At 69.7% G+C, this 16,513-nt stretch carries 13 protein-coding genes and 1 tRNA gene; 10 read left to right on the plus strand and 4 right to left on the minus strand.

The genetic code is table 11. From position 1 onward, the window contains the following. Nucleotides 1-117 precede the first annotated feature (117 nt). From LK09_RS11375 to LK09_RS11390, 4 genes are all read left to right on the plus strand, one after another. Nucleotides 118-1,242, plus strand: a complete 1,125-nt coding sequence (locus LK09_RS11375) for a YlbL family protein (RefSeq protein WP_039399338.1) — start codon at nucleotides 118-120, stop codon at nucleotides 1,240-1,242. 62 nt (nucleotides 1,243-1,304) lie between these two features. Then, nucleotides 1,305-4,220, plus strand: a complete 2,916-nt coding sequence (locus LK09_RS11380) for a UPF0182 family membrane protein (RefSeq protein WP_039399340.1) — start codon at nucleotides 1,305-1,307, stop codon at nucleotides 4,218-4,220. Nucleotides 4,221-4,260: 40 nt separating this feature from the next. Continuing rightward, nucleotides 4,261-4,334: transfer RNA gene (locus tag LK09_RS11385), tRNA-Met, on the plus strand. Nucleotides 4,335-4,439: 105 nt separating this feature from the next. Next, entirely contained in the window at nucleotides 4,440-5,249 is an 810-nt protein-coding gene (locus tag LK09_RS11390; protein ID WP_039399727.1) for a carbon-nitrogen hydrolase family protein, read from the plus strand. 6 nt (nucleotides 5,250-5,255) lie between these two features. Here LK09_RS11390 and LK09_RS11395 read toward each other — a convergent pair whose 3' ends face one another. Beyond that, entirely contained in the window at nucleotides 5,256-6,374 is a 1,119-nt protein-coding gene (locus tag LK09_RS11395; RefSeq protein ID WP_082008227.1) for an aminotransferase class I/II-fold pyridoxal phosphate-dependent enzyme, read from the minus strand. A gap of 198 nt (nucleotides 6,375-6,572) precedes the next feature. Here LK09_RS11395 and LK09_RS11400 point away from each other — a divergent pair, with 198 nt between their 5' ends. From LK09_RS11400 to LK09_RS11410, 3 genes are read left to right on the plus strand one after another with little or no spacing between them, the layout of a single operon-like run. After that, nucleotides 6,573-8,168, plus strand: a complete 1,596-nt coding sequence (locus LK09_RS11400) for a S1C family serine protease (protein ID WP_039399344.1) — start codon at nucleotides 6,573-6,575, stop codon at nucleotides 8,166-8,168. A 45-nt stretch (nucleotides 8,169-8,213) separates the two neighbouring features. Continuing rightward, nucleotides 8,214-9,488 (plus strand): CDP-glycerol glycerophosphotransferase family protein, encoded by a 1,275-nt coding sequence (locus tag LK09_RS11405; protein ID WP_039399733.1) that lies wholly within the window; start codon nucleotides 8,214-8,216, stop codon nucleotides 9,486-9,488. Then, nucleotides 9,485-10,900 carry a CDP-glycerol glycerophosphotransferase family protein gene (locus LK09_RS11410; RefSeq protein WP_039399346.1) on the plus strand — a complete coding sequence of 472 codons (1,416 nt, stop codon included), beginning with the start codon at nucleotides 9,485-9,487 and terminating at the stop codon, nucleotides 10,898-10,900. The genes LK09_RS11405 and LK09_RS11410 overlap by 4 nt, the downstream gene beginning before the upstream one ends. A 3-nt stretch (nucleotides 10,901-10,903) precedes the next feature. On the opposite strand, the gene LK09_RS11415 is transcribed toward LK09_RS11410, so the two are convergent. The 3 genes from LK09_RS11415 to LK09_RS11425 form a co-directional block, all read right to left on the minus strand. Beyond that, complete coding sequence (locus LK09_RS11415) at nucleotides 10,904-11,992, minus strand: glycosyltransferase family 2 protein (RefSeq protein ID WP_039399348.1); 1,089 nt, start codon at nucleotides 11,990-11,992, stop codon at nucleotides 10,904-10,906. A 68-nt stretch (nucleotides 11,993-12,060) separates the two neighbouring features. Next, nucleotides 12,061-12,249, minus strand: a complete 189-nt coding sequence (locus tag LK09_RS11420) for a hypothetical protein (protein WP_039399350.1) — start codon at nucleotides 12,247-12,249, stop codon at nucleotides 12,061-12,063. Nucleotides 12,250-12,330: 81 nt separating this feature from the next. After that, nucleotides 12,331-13,023: a phosphocholine cytidylyltransferase family protein gene (locus tag LK09_RS11425; RefSeq protein WP_039399352.1), complete on the minus strand. Its 693-nt coding sequence runs from the start codon at nucleotides 13,021-13,023 to the stop codon at nucleotides 12,331-12,333. 273 nt (nucleotides 13,024-13,296) lie between these two features. Between LK09_RS11425 and LK09_RS11430 the strand changes: the two genes are divergently transcribed. From LK09_RS11430 to LK09_RS11440, 3 genes are read left to right on the plus strand one after another with little or no spacing between them, the layout of a single operon-like run. Continuing rightward, nucleotides 13,297-14,655 (plus strand): ABC transporter ATP-binding protein, encoded by a 1,359-nt coding sequence (locus LK09_RS11430; protein ID WP_082008211.1) that lies wholly within the window; start codon nucleotides 13,297-13,299, stop codon nucleotides 14,653-14,655. Next, nucleotides 14,631-16,193, plus strand: coding sequence for a hypothetical protein (locus LK09_RS11435; RefSeq protein ID WP_039399355.1), 1,563 nt, complete (start codon nucleotides 14,631-14,633; stop codon nucleotides 16,191-16,193). The genes LK09_RS11430 and LK09_RS11435 overlap by 25 nt, the downstream gene beginning before the upstream one ends. 40 nt (nucleotides 16,194-16,233) lie before the next feature. Next, nucleotides 16,234-16,500: a DUF3039 domain-containing protein gene (locus tag LK09_RS11440; RefSeq protein WP_039399357.1), complete on the plus strand. Its 267-nt coding sequence runs from the start codon at nucleotides 16,234-16,236 to the stop codon at nucleotides 16,498-16,500. The last annotated feature ends 13 nt before the right edge of the window (nucleotides 16,501-16,513 follow it).

Below are 16,513 nucleotides of genomic sequence, written 5' to 3' on the forward strand. Positions count from 1 at the left end.
CCTTTCCGCAATGGTGAGGTCCTGCATCTACGCTAGTCGCACGGATCGCTCCGGCAGCGGGGTGCGCGTCGACTGCTGTACGCCGCTCGCGAACGGGGCCGGAGGGAAGGGCTGCCTGTGGCGCTGTTCGACGAGAACGTGACGATCACCCCGGCGCCGAAGCCACCGCGCACCCGGCGCACGGTGATCGGCATCTGGGCGCTCGTGGTCGCCCTGGTGGCGATCCTGGTGATGTCGTTCCTGCCGACGGGGTACGTGATCCAGAAGCCGGGACCGGTGTTCAACACCCTCGGCACGACGACGGACGCGTCCGGCAAGGAGGTCCCGCTGATCTCGATCAAGGGCGCCGAGACCTATCCGACCGCCGGCACGCTGGACCTCCTGACGGTGCAGGTGGCGGGGACTCCCGAGCGCACGCCGAATTGGCTCGAGCTCGCGTCGGCGTGGTTCCAGCCCTCTCAGGCGGTCGTTCCGATCGACTCCGTCTACCCGCCCAACGTCTCCAGCAAGCAGCTGAACGAGGCGAACTCCGCCATGATGGTCGACTCGCAGAAGGAGGCCACGGCGGCGGCCCTGACCCACCTCGGCTACGACGTGCACCCGACTCTCCAGGTGTACTCGCTGACGCCGGAGTCGGCATCCGCGGGGGTCCTCAAACCCGGCGATCTCATCCTCGCCGCGAACGGCACGACCGTGACCGATGCCGACGCCCTCCGCTCCATCGTCGCGAAGTCCGCCGGCAAGTCCGTGAAGCTCACGATCCGCCGCGACGGCAAGACGCAGGACGTCAGTGTGACGCCGAAGCAGCAGACCGTGGACGGGAAGACCGTGTGGCTGATCGGCGTGACGCTGACCACCTCCTACGACTTCCCGATCGACGTCACCATCCAGCTCAACAACGTGGGCGGGCCGTCCGCCGGGATGATGTTCGCCCTCGGCATCGTCGACGACCTGACCCCGGGCAAGCTGAACGGCGGCAGGAACGTCGCCGGCACCGGCACCATCACCGCCGACGGGACCGTCGGCCCGATCGGCGGCATCCGCCAGAAGCTGTACGGCGCGCTGGATGCCGGCGCGTCCTACTTCCTGGCGCCCGCGTCGAACTGCGACGAGGTCGTCGGACACGTGCCGTCGGGGCTGCGCGTGTTCTCGGTGAAGACCCTCGACGATTCCCTCAAGGCGCTGTCCGCCATCAGCGACGGCGGGAACCTCGCTAGTCTGCCGACCTGTACGGCCAAGTAGCGTCGTCTTCGGATTCGGCGGGCCAGGTCGGGCGTGTCGTGCGTCGAACCTAGGATGGGAGGGTGACTTCGTCCCCAGCGCCGACGCCCGCCCCGCCCCGACGTTCACGCCGCGTGGTCGCGATCACCCTCGTGGTGCTCGCCGCGCTGGTGGTGGCGTTCTTCCTCTTCGCGAATCTCTACGCGGACTGGCTCTGGTACAGCCAGCTCGGCTACTCCCGTGTGCTCGGCACGCAGTGGGGCGCCAAGGTGGTGATGTTCGCCATCGGATTCCTCGGCATGGCCGTGCCGCTGTGGCTGGTGATCCAGCTGGCCTACCGGCTCCGTCCGGTCTACGCGCGGCTGAGTTTCCAGCTCAGCCGCTATCAGGAGGTCGTCGAGCCGCTGCGCCGCCTGGCGATGTGGGGCATCCCGATCTTCTTCGGGTTCTTCGCGGGCTTCGCGGCATCCACCCAGTGGCAGACGACCGCGCTGTGGCTCAACGGAGTGTCCACCACCACGACGGATCCCCAGTTCCACCTGGACACCGGGTTCTACCTCTTCGCGCTGCCGTTCTACAGTTCGCTGCTCGGATACCTGTCCGCCGTCGTGCTGGTGTGCCTCCTCGTCAGCGCGGTCGTGTCGTACCTGTACGGATCGGTGCGCATCGGCCAGCGTGAGCTGCGCATCTCGCGGGCCGCACGCATCCAGCTCGCGGTGCTGGCCTCGCTCTACCTGCTGCTGCAGGGACTCAGCCTCTGGCTCGACCGGTACAAGACCATGGTCGAACCCGCCGACCGCATCACCGGCCCCGGCTACACCGAGGTGAACGCCGTCATCCCCGGAAAGACGATCCTCGCGATCGCGGCGATCATCGTCGCCATCCTGTTCATCGTCACCGCGATCATCGGGCGCTGGCGCTATCCGCTGATCGCGACGGCGCTGCTGGTCGTGTCCGGTCTCGTCGTCGGAATGATCTACCCGTGGATCGTCAACGTCGTCCAGGTCAAGCCCAACCAGCTGAGCCTCGAATCGCCCTACTATCAGCGCAACATCGATGCGACGCAGGCGGCGTACGGCGTGGGTGAACTCTCCACGACGCCGTTCGAGGCGAAGCTCACCGCGAAGGCGGGGCAGCTGAAGTCGGACGCCGGCACCACCAGCCAGATCCGCATCATGGACCCGGCCATCGTCAGCCCCACCGTGCAGCAGCTGCAGCAGTACCGGTCGTACTACCAGTTCAAGAACCCGCTCGATGTCGATCGCTACAACGTGAACGGAACGACGCAGGATGCCGTCTCCTCGGTGCGTGAACTGAACCTCGACGCCCTCGGCAACGCCGCGTCGTGGCAGAACACGACGATGATCTACACGCACGGCTACGGTCTCGTGGTCGCCAAGGGCAACCAGCGCACCGACGACGGCAAGCCCGTCTTCATGGAGAGCGGCATCCCCACGTCGGGAACGCTGACCACGGAAGACAAGTACGAGCCGCGCATCTACTTCGGTGAGAACTCGCCGGAGTATTCGATCGTCGGCGCGCCCAAGGGCACGAGCCCGATCGAACTCGACTATCCGTCCGGCTCGGGCGGGTCGTCGGAGACGAAGACCACCTTCAGTGGCAACGGCGGTCCGAACATCGGCAACTGGTTCAACCGCCTCATCTACGCGCTGAAGTTCCAGTCCGAGCAGATCCTCTTCTCGGACGCCATCAACCCGGACTCGCAGATCCTCTACGACCGCGATCCCACGACGCGCGTCCAGAAGGCGGCGCCGTACCTGACGCTCGACAGCGACCCGTATCCGAGCGTCGTGGACGGCCGCATCGTGTGGATCGTCGACGGCTACACGACCAGCGCGCAGTACCCGTACTCGTCGACGGTGAGTCTGTCCTCGGCCATCGCCGACTCCTCGAACCCCGCGCCGCGCTACTCGCTGGACAACATCAACTACATCCGCAACTCGGTCAAGGCCACCGTGGATGCGTACTCCGGCAAGGTGACCCTCTACGCGTGGGATGACCAGGACCCGATCCTCAAGACGTGGCAGAAGGTCTACCCGAGCACGGTCAAGCCGATCAGCAAGATGTCGGCTCAGCTGATGAGCCACGTGCGTTACCCGACCGACCTGTTCAAGGTGCAGCGCGCGATGCTGGGCGTCTACCACGTCGACGACGCCCAGTCGTTCTACCAGAGCGACAACCGCTGGGTGACGCCCAACGACCCGCAGGACCCGTCGAAATTCCAGCCGCCGTACTATCAGATCCTGAAGATGCCGGGTCAGTCGTCGGCGGAGTACTCGATGTTCACGTCGTTCATTCCGCAGTCGAACGCCTCGACCACGACGCGCAACGTGTTGATGGGCTATCTGGCGGTCGACTCCAACGCGGGAAGCACCGCGGGCAAGGTGAATTCCGGCTACGGCCAGCTGCGGATGCTGGAGATCTCGGCCGACACCCCGGTGCCGGGCCCCGGCCAGGTGCAGAACACCTTCGATGCCCAGCCGAACGTCTCCGCCTTCATCAACATCCTGAAGCAGGGTGACTCCCAGGTGCTCAAGGGCAACCTGCTCACCCTTCCGGTCGGCGGCGGCCTGCTGTACGTCCAGCCGGTGTTCGTGCAGTCGTCGGGTGCGACGAAGCTGCCGACGCTGCAGAAGGTGCTGGTCACGTTCGGCAACAAGGTGGCGTTCTCCGACACGTTGTCCGAGGCGCTCGACACCCTGTTCGGCGGCAACTCGGGTGCGAACACCGGCGATCAGGGCGTGACGCCCACGTCGTCGCCGAGCCCCTCGTCATCGGGCTCCACCGGCGGTGGCAACACCGGCACCAGCAACAGCACGGCCTTCCAGGCGATCCTGCAGGATGCGAACCAGGCGATCGCCGATCGTGAGGCCGCGCTGAAGAAGGGCGACTGGGCGGCGTACGGTGCAGCGGACGCACGTCTGACCTCCGACATCCAGCAGCTGATGGTTCTGGAAGCGCAGCAGTCCGGCAAGTGAACGGAGCACCCCGCGGCGTGTGTTAGGCTATTAAACGTGCCGCGGGGTGGAGCAGCTCGGTAGCTCGCTGGGCTCATAACCCAGAGGTCGCAGGTTCAAATCCTGTCCCCGCAACAAAAGAAAGGCCCGGAATCCTCAAGGATTCCGGGCCTTTCGCTTTGCCGGGCGCCGAGCGGTGCCGGGCCGGCACGGCACTGACAGGATGGAACCGTGACAGACATCTCCGCATCCGGTTCCGTCGGCGTCGCCGTTGCGCAGTTCGCGCCCGGCGACGATGAGGATGCCAACCTCGCCGCGATCGGCGCACTCGCCGGCACCGCCGCGGCGCGAGGCGCACGCGTCGTGGTGCTGCCCGAATACTCGAGCTGGTTCCGCGACCCGATCGACGCCGGCCTGCACGAGCACGCCCAGCCCCTCGACGGGAAGTTCGCCCGGGCTCTCGCGGACATCGCGGCCGGTCACGGCGTGGTCCTCGTCGCCGGGATGGCCGAGATCGTCGCCGACTCCGCGCGCGTTCGCAACACCGTCATCGCGGTGGATGCCGCCGGCATCCGCGCCGTCTATCGCAAGCTGCACCTCTACGATGCGTTCGGGCAGAGGGAGTCGGACTGGATCGAACCGGGTGCGATCGAGACGCCGCAGACCTTCGAGGTGGACGGCCTGCGCTTCGGCATCATGACCTGCTACGACCTCCGGTTCCCGGAGGTCACGAGGCGGATCGTGGATGCCGGCGCCGACGTCGTCCTGGTGCCGTCCGAATGGGTCCGCGGCCCGGTGAAGGAACACCACTGGTCGACACTTCTGCAGGCGCGCGCCATCGAGAACACGGTCTTCGTCGCGGCGGCCGATCACACCCCGCCGGTGGGGGTCGGCCACGCGATGGTCGTCGATCCGCAGGGGGTCACGCGGGCCGAGCTCGGAACCCGGGCGGATGTCGCCGTGGCATTCCTGGACCCCGCCGAGGTGGCCGAGGTTCGTCGGGTGAACCCCGTGCTGGCCGTGCGGCGGTTCGGAGTCGTGCCGCGCTGACGCGGGTCAGGGGCGCGCGAGCCCGGCGAGCCGTGCCGCCGCATCCTGCAGCACCTCGATGCGCTTGCACGCGGCGAACCGCACCAGGGTGGCGTACTCACCCCGGTGCTCGGGCGTCACGAAGGCGGTGAGCGGGATCGCGACCACCCCGGCCCGCCCGGGGAGGGAGCGGCAGAACGCGGCCGCCTCGGTCGCTCCGAGCGGCGCGGCATCCGCGACCGTGAAGTACGTGCCGTGCGACGGGATGACGTCGAAGCCGGCACCCCCCAGTCCGGTGGCCAGCACGTCGCTCTTGGCGCGCATCGCCGTCGCGATCTGCACGAAGTACTCGTCGGGGAGGCGGAGCCCGGTCGCGATCGCGGGCTGGAACGGGGCCCCGTTCACGTACGTGAGGAACTGCTTGACGGCGAGGACGGCCTCGATGAGGGGCGCAGGGCCCGAGATCCAGCCGATCTTCCAGCCGGTGGTCGAGAACGTCTTGCCGCCCGACGAGACCGTGAGCGTGCGCTCCCACGCGCCGGGCAGGCTCGCGATCGGCACGTGGTCCGAGTCGAAGCGCAGGTGCTCGTAGACCTCGTCGGTGATGATGAGGGTGTCGTGCCGGTGCGCCAGCGCGACGATCTGCTGCTGGAGCTCGCGCGAGAACACCGCGCCGGTCGGATTGTGCGGATCGTTCACGAGGATGATGCGCGTCCGGTCGGTGACGGCCGCGGTCAGTTCGTCCGGATCCGGAGCGAATCCGGTGGCGGTCCGATGCAGACGCACGCGAACGAGCCGGGCGCCGGCAAGGGCGACGCACGCCGCGTAGGAGTCGTAGAACGGCTCGAAGACGACGACCTCGTCGGCCGGTCCGTCCGTGAGAGCGAGCAGGGCCGCGCTGAGCGCCTCCGTCGCCCCCGCCGTGACGAGCACGTCGCGGTCGGGGTCGGGGGACAGGCCGTACCAGTGCCGCTGGTGGTCGGCGATGGCACGACGCAGCTCGGGGATGCCCCGACCCGGCGGATACTGGTTGACTCCGTCGGCGATGGCGCGTCGCGCCTCCTCGAGGACCGCGGCGGGACCGTCCTCGTCCGGAAAGCCCTGTCCGAGGTTGATTGCACCGGTCCGGGCCGCGAGGGCGCTCATCTCGGCGAAGATGGTAGGGAGGACGTCACCGGCGGTGTCCTGGAGCCCCGCACCGGCTGCGGTCCGCCGCCAGGAACCCGTCACAGAACCAAGATCTCGCACAAGCACACGCTACTCGCATAGTCTCATCCCACTGTCGGCATAAGGTGCACACAGAATCGGCCGCCATGCTGGAATCGCTTGTCAGAAGGAGCACCAATGAGCGACAACCAGGGCAACCGCCCGGAAGACTTCCCGTACGAGGGACACACCCCCGCGCCGGATGCCGACGCCGCTGAGACCGGATTCACGAGCGCGCCCGCGCCGCAGGCCGATCAGCCCACTCTGCCGATCGCACCCCCGACGGCGCCGACCGTTCCCGCATCGGTCGCGGCCCAGCAGTCCGCGCCGACGCAGCCGGTCTCGCCCGCGTACCACGCCGCGCAGCCGCCGGCCTATCCCACGACCGTTCCGCAGACATCCCAGCCCGGGTACCCGGGGCAGGCCTTCGGCGTGCCCGCGCAGCCGCACGCCGGCGGCGCCGGGCAGCCCCCGCACACGCCCGGCCAGCCGCAGTACCGGCACGACGCCGGCGGCGCAGCGCAGAAGAAGTCGAGCGGCACCCGCATCGCGGGGCTCATCGTCGCCGCAGCGGTGGTCGGCGGCGTCGCCGGCCTCGGCGGCGCCTGGGCGGGCAGCAACCTGTGGAGCTCGAACAGCGCCTCCAGCGCTGCTGCCCCGCAGACGATCACGGTCAACGACAAGACGGGCGTGACCAACACCACGGCGATCGCCGCGAAGGTCGTGCCGAGCGTCGTGACCATCAGCGTGTCGTCGGGCAACTCGGGCGGAACCGGGTCCGGCGTCGTCCTGTCCAAGGACGGCTATGTCCTCACGAACACGCACGTCGTCACGCTCGACGGCGCGACGTCGGGCGGCACCGTCTCGGTGACCACCTCTGACGGCCACGTGTACGGCGCGACCGTCGTCGGCACCGACCCGACGTACGACCTCGCCGTCATCAAGCTGAAGAACGCGTCGAACCTGACGCCCATCGCGTGGGGCGATTCGAGCAAGCTGAACGTCGGCGATCAGACCGTCGCGGTCGGTGCCCCGCTCGGACTGTCGAACTCGGTGACGACCGGCATCGTGAGCGCGCTCAACCGCTCGATCGAGATCGCCTCGTCGGCGGCCCCGTCGGGCGGATCCCAGGACAACAGCAACGGCAACGGCGGCCAGAACGGCGACAGCCCGTTCTACTTCGACTTCGGTCAGGGGCAGTCGCCGTCGCAGTCGTCGACGACCATCAAGATCGCCGTGCTGCAGACCGACGCCGCCATCAACCCGGGCAACTCCGGCGGTGCGCTCGTCGACAGCAAGGGCGACCTCATCGGCATCAACGTGGCCATCGCGTCCACCGGGTCGAGCTCGTCGTCGGGCGCGCAGTCCGGCAACATCGGCGTCGGATTCTCGATCCCCTCCGACATCGCCCAGCGCATCGCGAACGATCTCATCAAGGACGGCAAGGCGACCCACGGCCTGCTCGGTGCGACCGTGGCGGATGCCGCCAACGTGAGCGGTGCCACCACCACCGGTGCGTACGTCGAGAAGGTCACTTCCGGCGGCGGCGCCGAGAAGGCGGGTCTGCAGAAGGGCGACGTGATCACGAAGTTCAACGGCGTGCCGGTCACTGACTCGGTCGACCTGACCGCGCAGGTGCGCGCCCTCGCGGGCGGCGCCACCACCGATCTCGTGTACACGCGAGACGGCCAGGCGCACACCGTGAAGGTGACGCTCGGGACGTTCACCGGCTGAGAAGCGCCTCCGGAGAAGGACGCCGCTGCGCGATAGGCTCGCGTGGTGGCGTCCTTCTCATTCGGTGCGGGCAACGCGGCGAAGCTTCTGCGGATCCCGCTCTACGCCGCCGGCAGGCTGCTGACCCTCATCGTCCCCCGCACGCGTGACGAATGGGTCTTCGGGTGCGGCGGCGGCATCGGCGACGGCGCGCTGGCGCTGTGGCGGATCGCCGCGGACGAGGGCGTCGATGCCGTGTGGCTCGTCGAGAACGACCGGGACGCGACCGATGCGCGGGCTCTCGGAATCCCGACGCTGCCGAAGCACTCGGCGGCCGGATTCTGGCGCACCGCCCGAGCGCGAGTGATCGTGATCACGCACGGGTTCGGCGACGTCAACAGATACGCGGTGTCCGGCGGATTCGTCGTGCAGCTGTGGCACGGCATCCCGCTCAAGCGGATCGGCGTCGACTCGCCGGAGACGCTGCGGCCTCCCGGGATCGTTCGCGGCACCTTCCTCGAGGCCCCGGCGCGCTTGCTGCTCGGAATCATGTACCGAGCCGCTTCGCGCCGCATCGACGTCCTCCCCGCGGCGTCGCACCTGGTGCGCGGGCGCCTGCAGTCCGCGTTCGCACTGCGGGACGACGCCGTGCCGGTGACGGGCGAGCCGCGTGTCGACGTGCTGTCGGCGGGGGAGCCGCGGGTGCGGCATCAGACCGCCCGCGCCCTCATCGCCGAGGCGACGGGCGAGGACCTCGACGATTCGACCCGCATCGTCCTCTACGCGCCGACGTGGCGTGACGGCGAGGAAGATCCGGCGATCCCCGATGCGGATGCCGCCGCCCGCATCGCCGACCTCCTCGACGAGCAGGATGCCGTGCTCCTGATCCGTTCGCACCCGCTCGGCGCTGGCGCGTACGACATCTCCTCGCCGCGGGTGCGCATGATCGGCAGCGACCGGCTGCGTGACATCACGCCGGCGCTCCCGGGCGTCGACGTGCTGATCACGGACTACTCCTCGCTCGCGTACGACAGCTCCCTGGTTCCGATGCCGGTCGTCTACCTCGCCCCGGATGTCACCGAGTACGCGCAGCAGCGCGGCTTCTACGGCCGCTACGAGGATGTCGCCGGCGACGATTGGGCGCGCACCTGGCCGGAGGCGCTCGCACAGCTGCACGGCATCCTCTCGGACCCGCACGAGCGCGAGCGCCGCGTCGTCCGCGCCGAGGCGCTCGACGCCGAGGTGCACGCGTTCTCCGACGGCGAGAGCACCCGGCGGGTCTTCGACCTCGTGCGGCTGCGGGTAGCCCGGGCGGACGAGCCGGCGCGGGCGGCGTCATGACCGCGGCGGAGTTCACGATCGCCGACGGACCCGCACTCGAACTCTCCGGCGATCTTCCCGCACCCCGCATCGTTCGTCTCGTCGGCCGGTCGGCGACCACGGAGGGGAGCGTGTCCGCCGACGGCGACCGCTGGCACGCGGTCGTGCCGCTTCGGGCATCCCACTGGGGCGGGCCCCTCCTTCCGCTCCCGGTCGGCGAGTACGAGCTGACGATCGACGGCGCGCGGCCGGAAGAGACCGCCGTGCCGCTGTCGATGCTCGGACCGTTGCGGGCCGTGCTCGAGCACGGGATCGTCCGCGTCGGCCCGCCCATGGATCCGGCCTACGATTCGGGCGAGGGGCAGGCGGCGCTCGAGCGACGGTACGCGACGCGCCCCGGACGCCTCGAGAACGCCGCCTTCTTCGAGAGTCGCCTTGGTCACGTCGCCGACGGCGACCCGTACGCCATCGACCGCGAGCTCGCTGGTCGAGCGCCGCGCGTGACGCGGTACTGGAGCGTCGTGGATCTCTCGGTGGACGTCCCCGAGGGGGCGATCCCCGTGGTCGAGGGCAGTCCGCAATGGTGGCGTGCACGCGGCGCCGCGCGTCTCCTGGTGGTCGACGACTGGCTGCGGCGGCGATTCGTGCGCAGCCGGGGCCAAGTGGTGCTGCAGACCTGGCACGGGTCGCCGCCGCGGCGCCTCGGACTCCGGCTGCCCGGGTGGAACTTCCGACGGGCCGTCGCCGTGGTGCGCGAATCGCTGCGGTGGAACGTCCTGCTCGCCCAGAGTCCGTTCGCCGCCCGATCATTGCGGCGAGGATACGCGTTCAATCGCACGGTCTGGATCGAGGGCGGCCCGCGCAACGACGAGCTCGTCACCGGAGTCGGCGCCGAGGCAGCTCGTGCCGCGCTGGGCATCCGTGCCGACGAGAAGGTCCTGCTCTACGCCGTGCTCGATCCCGATGCCGCAGCGCGGGTCCTCCCGGCCGACATCGCGCGGCGCACGGGATGGGTCGTCGTGCGCATCGGCGCGACGGCGCGCGGAACCGCCGCGGAGGAGGGCCGGGTGATCGATGCGACGGGTTATCCGCGGCTCGCGCATCTGCTGCTGTGCGCCGATGCCCTCGTCACCGATCGGTCACCGGTGATGTTCGATTTCTCCGTGACGGGCAAGCCGATGTTCTTCGTCGCCCCGTCCGCCGGCGACCGGCCGGACGGGCGACGCCCGGTCGTGGTCGATCTGGAGTCGCGCGCCCCCGGCCCGGTGGTGCGGACCGCCGACGGCCTCGTGGCGGCCATGGGCGCCGACGATCAGGAACGGTACGCCGGGAGATACGCCCAGTGGCGAGCCGTGTTCAACGCTCGCGACGACGGGCACGCCGCCGCGCGCGTGGTCGCCCGCATCCTCGATCAGGGGTTCGTGCGGCGCTGAGGCTCACGCGGGCCGGTCGTCAGCGCTCACCCGAGACGTGTCGACAGTGTCCTTCGCGCCCACCAGGGCGCCGCGGATGAACCCGACCCCCCAGGCGAGATGGATCGTGGGCAGCACCGCGGCCGTCCAGAGTTTGTCCTGCAGTCCCGGTCCGCCGCCGCGACCGGCGGCCGAGAACGACACCACGACGAGGTAGAGGGCGAGGGGCGCGTACACGAGGGATGCCGCCGCCGCGGCCGCGCCGCGCAGGGCGCGCGTCCCCTGAAGCGCCCCCACGAGCACGGCCAGCCCGGCCGTCGCCACGAGAGCCGGGGGAGCGAAGAACCGGAGCGAGTTGCGGCGACCGTAGCGGCGAACGAGCTCCCCGCGCCATGCTCCGGTGGCGACGAACTGACGGACCAGGCGCGTCCAGCTGTCGCGCGGCCAGTAGGTGACCAGCAGCTGCGGATCGAACCAGACGCGGTACCCGGCCTGTCGGATGCGGAAGTTGAGATCCCAGTCCTCGCCGCGTCGGATGGACTCGTCGTAGAGCCCGATCTCCTCGAGGACTTCGCGACGCATGACGCCCAGGTAGGCCGACTCGGCATCCCCCTCGTGCGTGCCGCCGTGATAGCTCGCTCCGCCGAGTCCGATGGGCGAGTTGTACGCGCGGGCGACCGCCCGCTGGAAGGCGGAGTGTCCCTCGGCGCGCATGATGCCGCCGACGCTCGCGGCACGCGTGCGCGCCAGCGTCTCCAGTGCGCGGCGCACGTAGCCGGGGGTGAGTTCGGAATGCGCGTCGACGCGCACGATCGTGGGGTGGATGCTGGCGCGGATCGCGTGGTTGAGACCGCACGGGATGTCCGCTTCGGGGTTGGCGACCAGGCGCACCCGGGGATCTTCGGCGGCGAGGCGCCGGGCGATCTCGTCCGTGGAATCGGTGGACGGGCCGAGGGCGATCACGAACTCCATCGGCCCGGGGACATCCTGCGCGAGCACCGAGCGCACCGCGCGCTCGAGGTAGTCCTCTTCGTTCAGCACCGGCATGACGAACGAGACGCCCGCCTCGGTCGCGGGGACGGGGGCGTCCTTGCTCGAGGGCTTTTCGTGCATCAGTCGATCATCCCATGGGCAGGACGATCCTCGTGTTCGCGCCGGGCGCGACGGCGCGTCCGCGCCGGTCAGTCCTGCGGCGTCGCGGGGGAGGACGGCAGCGGGATCGTCACCGACGTCACCCCGAGAATGCCGAGGGATGCCGCATCCGTCACGATCGCGTCGAGGTGCTCGGCGGGTGCCTCCGCGTGTTCCGGTTCGGAGGGCACGCCCGGCGTCTCGGCGGGTTCTTCCGGGTTGGTCGCGAAGATGGACATGTCGTCATTCTCCCGCGCGAGCCTGTGGCCGGGCTCTGCGATCGTGATGTGCGAATCGGGTGCGGCCGGCGCCGGGAGGCGTCAGACGTAGAGGTTGGCGCGCTCGAGGTCTTCGGCGAAGTCGACCTCGACGGCATAGAGGTCGGAGATGTCGAGGGGCTCCAGCAGAAGGCCGTCTTCGGCGATGGCGAGCTCGAGGCCGCGCTCGAAGTAGTCCTGGTCGCCGACTCGGTGCAGTTGTCGCATGAATGCGCGCTTGTCGGCGGCCGAGATGTAGTTGATGCCGACGGCCTCGCCGATGCCACCTCGAACGGTCTTCGACAGATCTTTGATGTGGCCGTCGGGCGTGACGGTGTATTTGACCTCTTCGTCGCTGACCTTGGCGGTGTTGACCGTCACGAACGACTGCTCGCGCTCGATCAGCGGAAGGGCGCGTCCGAGGATTCGAGGGTCGAACACCACATCGCCGTTCATCCACAGCACGCCGCCCCGGCCGCTGACCTGCAGCGCGCGAAGGAGGCTCTTGGAGGTGTTCGTCTGGTCGTAGCGGTCGTTGTGCACGTAGTCGACGTGCGGGAACGCCTCGATGATCGTCTCGGCGCGGTAGCCGACGACCGTGGTGATGCGCGCGGCATTGCCGAACGCGGCACGGATGTTGTCGTGCTGCTGGCGCATGATGCTGCGTCCGTCACCGAGCACCGTCAGCGACTTGGGAAGGCTGCGCCCGAGGCGCGAGCCCATGCCCGCCGCGAGAATGACGATCTGAATGCTCAAAGTGTGCTCCTGAAAGGTGACGACACGGCCCGTTCAGACCGCGATGACACCCCGTTGCGCCGTGACCAGGATAGCGGGACGGTCCGGATATAGGTCGAGGATCAGGGGTTATCCTCCGCCTATCGTGACGAAATCGAGACCTTGTGCCACGTCCGCGGCGCCGTCCCAACGCGCGTCCAGGCCCGCCTCAGAGGCGGTTGATACCGTGGAGCGGTGACAGCTTCGCGACACCTGCCACAGAACTCCTCGTCCGCCAAGCGGCGTGCCGGTGCCATGCCCCAACGCAGAGCGGGCCGCCCGCCCCTGCCTCCGAAGCCGGCGATCCCGGCGGCGGAGGCGGCCGCGCACGCAGCGGAGCAGGCCGGGGAGAAGATCGGATTCGTCGTGCCCCCCAAGCCGCCCCTTCCCGTCGACGGCGTGCCGCCGATCGTCGTCAGCCCGGTCGCAGAGCGGGATTCGGTGGCGGCGAGCGACACAGTGGCGGAGAGCGACACAGTGGCGGAGAGTGACGCCGTGGCGGAGAGCGAGCCGGTGGTGGAGAGCGAGCCGGTGGCAGCGACTGAGTCGGTGGTCGAGTCGGATGCCGTGGTCGAGCCGGATGCCGTGGTCGAGTCGGTGCCCGCCGCCGTCCCCGCCGTCGAGCCTGAGGTTGAGCCCGAGCCGGAGCCGGAGCCGCCGGTCGAGCCAGTGCTTGAGGCTCCGGTCGAACCTGAACCGCCGGTTGAGACCGAGCCCCCGCTTGAACTTGAACTTGAAGCTGAACCTGAACCTGAACCCCTGGTCGAGCCCACCCCGCGCGACGAGCCGGGGGACGTCGCGCCGACGGCTCCGAGGACCGTCCCGGCATCCGTCGTCGGGACGATGGAGCCGACCGAGCCCGCGGTCGTGGTGCAGGGGCTGCGCAAGTCGTTCGGCGAATCGGTCGCCGTCGAGGACATCGACCTGACGGTGCCGGCCGGCAGCTTCTACGGACTGGTCGGGCCCAACGGCGCCGGCAAGACGACGGTGCTCTCGATGATCGCGGGGCTCCTGAAGCCCGATGCGGGCACGATCGTCATCGCGGGCGAGGACGCCACCCGGCATCCGCACCGCGCCAAGCGGCACCTCGGCATCCTCCCGGATCGACTGCGCACCTTCGATCGGCTCACCGGGCGGCAGCTCCTCGCGTACCACGGCCTCCTGCGCCGGCTCGACCGGGCCGTCGTCGAGAAGCGGGTCGACGATCTCGCCCAAGCGTTCGATCTCACGAACGCGCTGTCGCGTCCGGTCTCGGACTATTCGCTGGGAATGACGAAGAAGGTCATGCTCGCGGCCGCCATGGTCCACGCGCCGCGGGTGCTCGTGCTGGACGAGCCGTTCGAGTCCGTCGACCCGGTGTCGAGCTCCGCGATCCTGGAGATCCTGCGCTCTTACGTCGCCGCGGGCGGCACTGTCGTCCTGTCCAGCCACGGCATGGACCTCGTGGAGCAAGTGTGCGACCGGGTCGCCGTCATGGTCGCAGGCCAGGTCCTCGCGGACGGGACCGTCGCCGAGGTGCGGGGCGAGCTCACTCTGGAGCAGCGCTTCGTCCAGCTCGCCGGCGACGTGAGAGATGTGGAGAGCCTGGAGTGGCTGCACACCTTCTCCGACTGAGGATCGCCCTCATCGTGGGCGCCCTGCGGGGGCGTCAGAGGGTGCGCATGGCTTCGGGTGCGGCACTGATCCTCGCGGGCGCCGTGCTCGCGTGCGCCGGTCTGGCGGCGATCGCGAACGCCGCCGCGCCGACCGCGTTCGTCGTGACCGTCATAGCCGGATCGGCGATGACCGTCGGTTTCGCGGTGGCGGCGCTCCTCTCGCGCTCGGACGACCCTGTGGATCCGCGCCGGTTCGCCCTGTTCGACTTCCGCGCCCGCGAGGTCGCGGTCGGGGCAGGACTGGCGGGAGCGGTGAGCGTCCCCGTCCTCGGCGCCACGATCGTCGCCGTGGGCGCGGTCGTGTTCTGGAGCGGGCGCGGGGTTCCCTGGCCCGTGACCGTGCTCAGCGCCCTGCTGGTCGTCGTGACGTGCGTGCTGCTGGCTCGCGTGTGCTTCGGTGCGGCCGCCCTGCTGCTGCGCGAACGCCGTTCGCGGGAGCTCACCGGCATCCTGCTGCTCGCCCTCGTGGTCTTCGTCGTGCCGACCGCCGTCTTCGTCTTCTCCCTGCAATGGCGCGGCGCCGTGCCCGCTCCGCTCGTCGCGGCCGCCCGCGTCCTGGGGGAGACGCCCTTCGGGGCGGCATGGGCGCTCCCGGCGCTGTTCGCATCGGGTGACGCGGCCGGCGGCTGGCTGAGCCTCGTGATCGCGCTGGCGACCCCCGTCGTGCTCGGTGCGCTCTGGTACGCGGTGACCGTGCGCCTGCTGACGACGACGGAGCGCCCGACGCGGGCGGGGCGCTCCGAGCTCGGCTGGTTCCTCGTCGCGCCGAGCACGCCGGGCGGTGCGATCGCGGCGCGCAGTCTCGTCTACTGGCGACGCGACAGTCGGTACCTCATGAGCCTCGTCGCCGTTCCGGTGGCCGCGGTGCTGTGCGTGATTCCGCTCCTGGTGGCCAACGTGCCGTTCGCCGACGCCGTCCTGCTGCCGGTGCCGGTCATCGCGCTGTTCCTCGGGTGGATGCCGCACAACGACGTCGCCTACGACGCCACCGCCGTCTGGATCCATTTCGCGGCCGACGTGCGCGGCTTCTCCGATCGGATCGGTCGCCTCGTCCCGGTCCTCCTGATCGGTCTGCCGGCGCTCGGCGTGCTGATCCCGGTCGCGATGGTGCTGCACGGGCACTGGTCGACCCTCCCGATGATGATCGGCCTGTGCGCCGCGCTCTATCTGTCCGGGCTCGGTCTGTCGAGCATCTCGTCCGCGCTGGCGCCCTACCCCGTGACGCTTCCCGGGGACAGCCCGCTGCGCCAGCCCGAACGCGTCGGCGTCGCTGCGGTCGTCTCGCCCGCGCTGGTGCTGCTGGGGGCTCTCGCCTGCGCTGTCCCGGTGCTCGCCTGGTCTTGGGCGGCGTGGCAGGGGGACGCGGTCGCGGCGGACTACGCGCTGTGGGGCGGAATCGGCATCGGGCTGGCCGTCCTGGTGGGCGGGGTCGCCGGCGGGTCGGCGGTGTTCGAACGCCGTCGCAGCCGCCTCATGGAGTTCGCGGAATCGCTCTGACCGGGGTCCGGTGGCCGCCTCGCCGACTAGAATCGGCGAAATGAGCACGCCCCTTGACAGCCCCGACCAGGGCGGCACCCTGACCCTCGACCGCGAACTCGAGGAACTCCTCAACGAGGAGCTCATCGAGCCGGGTGATCATGAGCGCTTCTCCCACTACGTCAAGAAGGAGAAGATCCTCGAGTCGGCCCTCACCGGCAAGCCGGTCAAGGCGCTGTGCGGCAAGAAGTGGACGCCGGGTCGGGATCCCGAGAAGTTCCCCATCTGCCCGACGTGCAAGGAGATCTACGAGTCGCTGCGCGACTGATCGGCCCGCGGGC

This window comes from Microbacterium mangrovi, from assembly GCF_000802305.1.
GTDB classification, from domain to species: Bacteria; Actinomycetota; Actinomycetes; order Actinomycetales; family Microbacteriaceae; genus Microbacterium; species Microbacterium mangrovi.

Bases quoted from the DNA above. Each gene is read 5' to 3' on its own strand.
- LK09_RS11395 (WP_082008227.1), bottom strand. From the start codon at position 6,374: ATGAGCGCCCTCGCGGCCCGGACCGGTGCAATCAACCTCGGACAGGGC.
- LK09_RS11400 (WP_039399344.1), top strand. From the start codon at position 6,573: ATGAGCGACAACCAGGGCAACCGCCCGGAAGACTTCCCGTACGAGGGA.
- LK09_RS11410 (WP_039399346.1), top strand. From the start codon at position 9,485: ATGACCGCGGCGGAGTTCACGATCGCCGACGGACCCGCACTCGAACTC.
- LK09_RS11415 (WP_039399348.1), bottom strand. From the start codon at position 11,992: ATGCACGAAAAGCCCTCGAGCAAGGACGCCCCCGTCCCCGCGACCGAG.
- LK09_RS11420 (WP_039399350.1), bottom strand. From the start codon at position 12,249: ATGTCCATCTTCGCGACCAACCCGGAAGAACCCGCCGAGACGCCGGGC.
- LK09_RS11430 (WP_082008211.1), top strand. From the start codon at position 13,297: ATGCCCCAACGCAGAGCGGGCCGCCCGCCCCTGCCTCCGAAGCCGGCG.
- LK09_RS11440 (WP_039399357.1), top strand. From the start codon at position 16,234: ATGAGCACGCCCCTTGACAGCCCCGACCAGGGCGGCACCCTGACCCTC.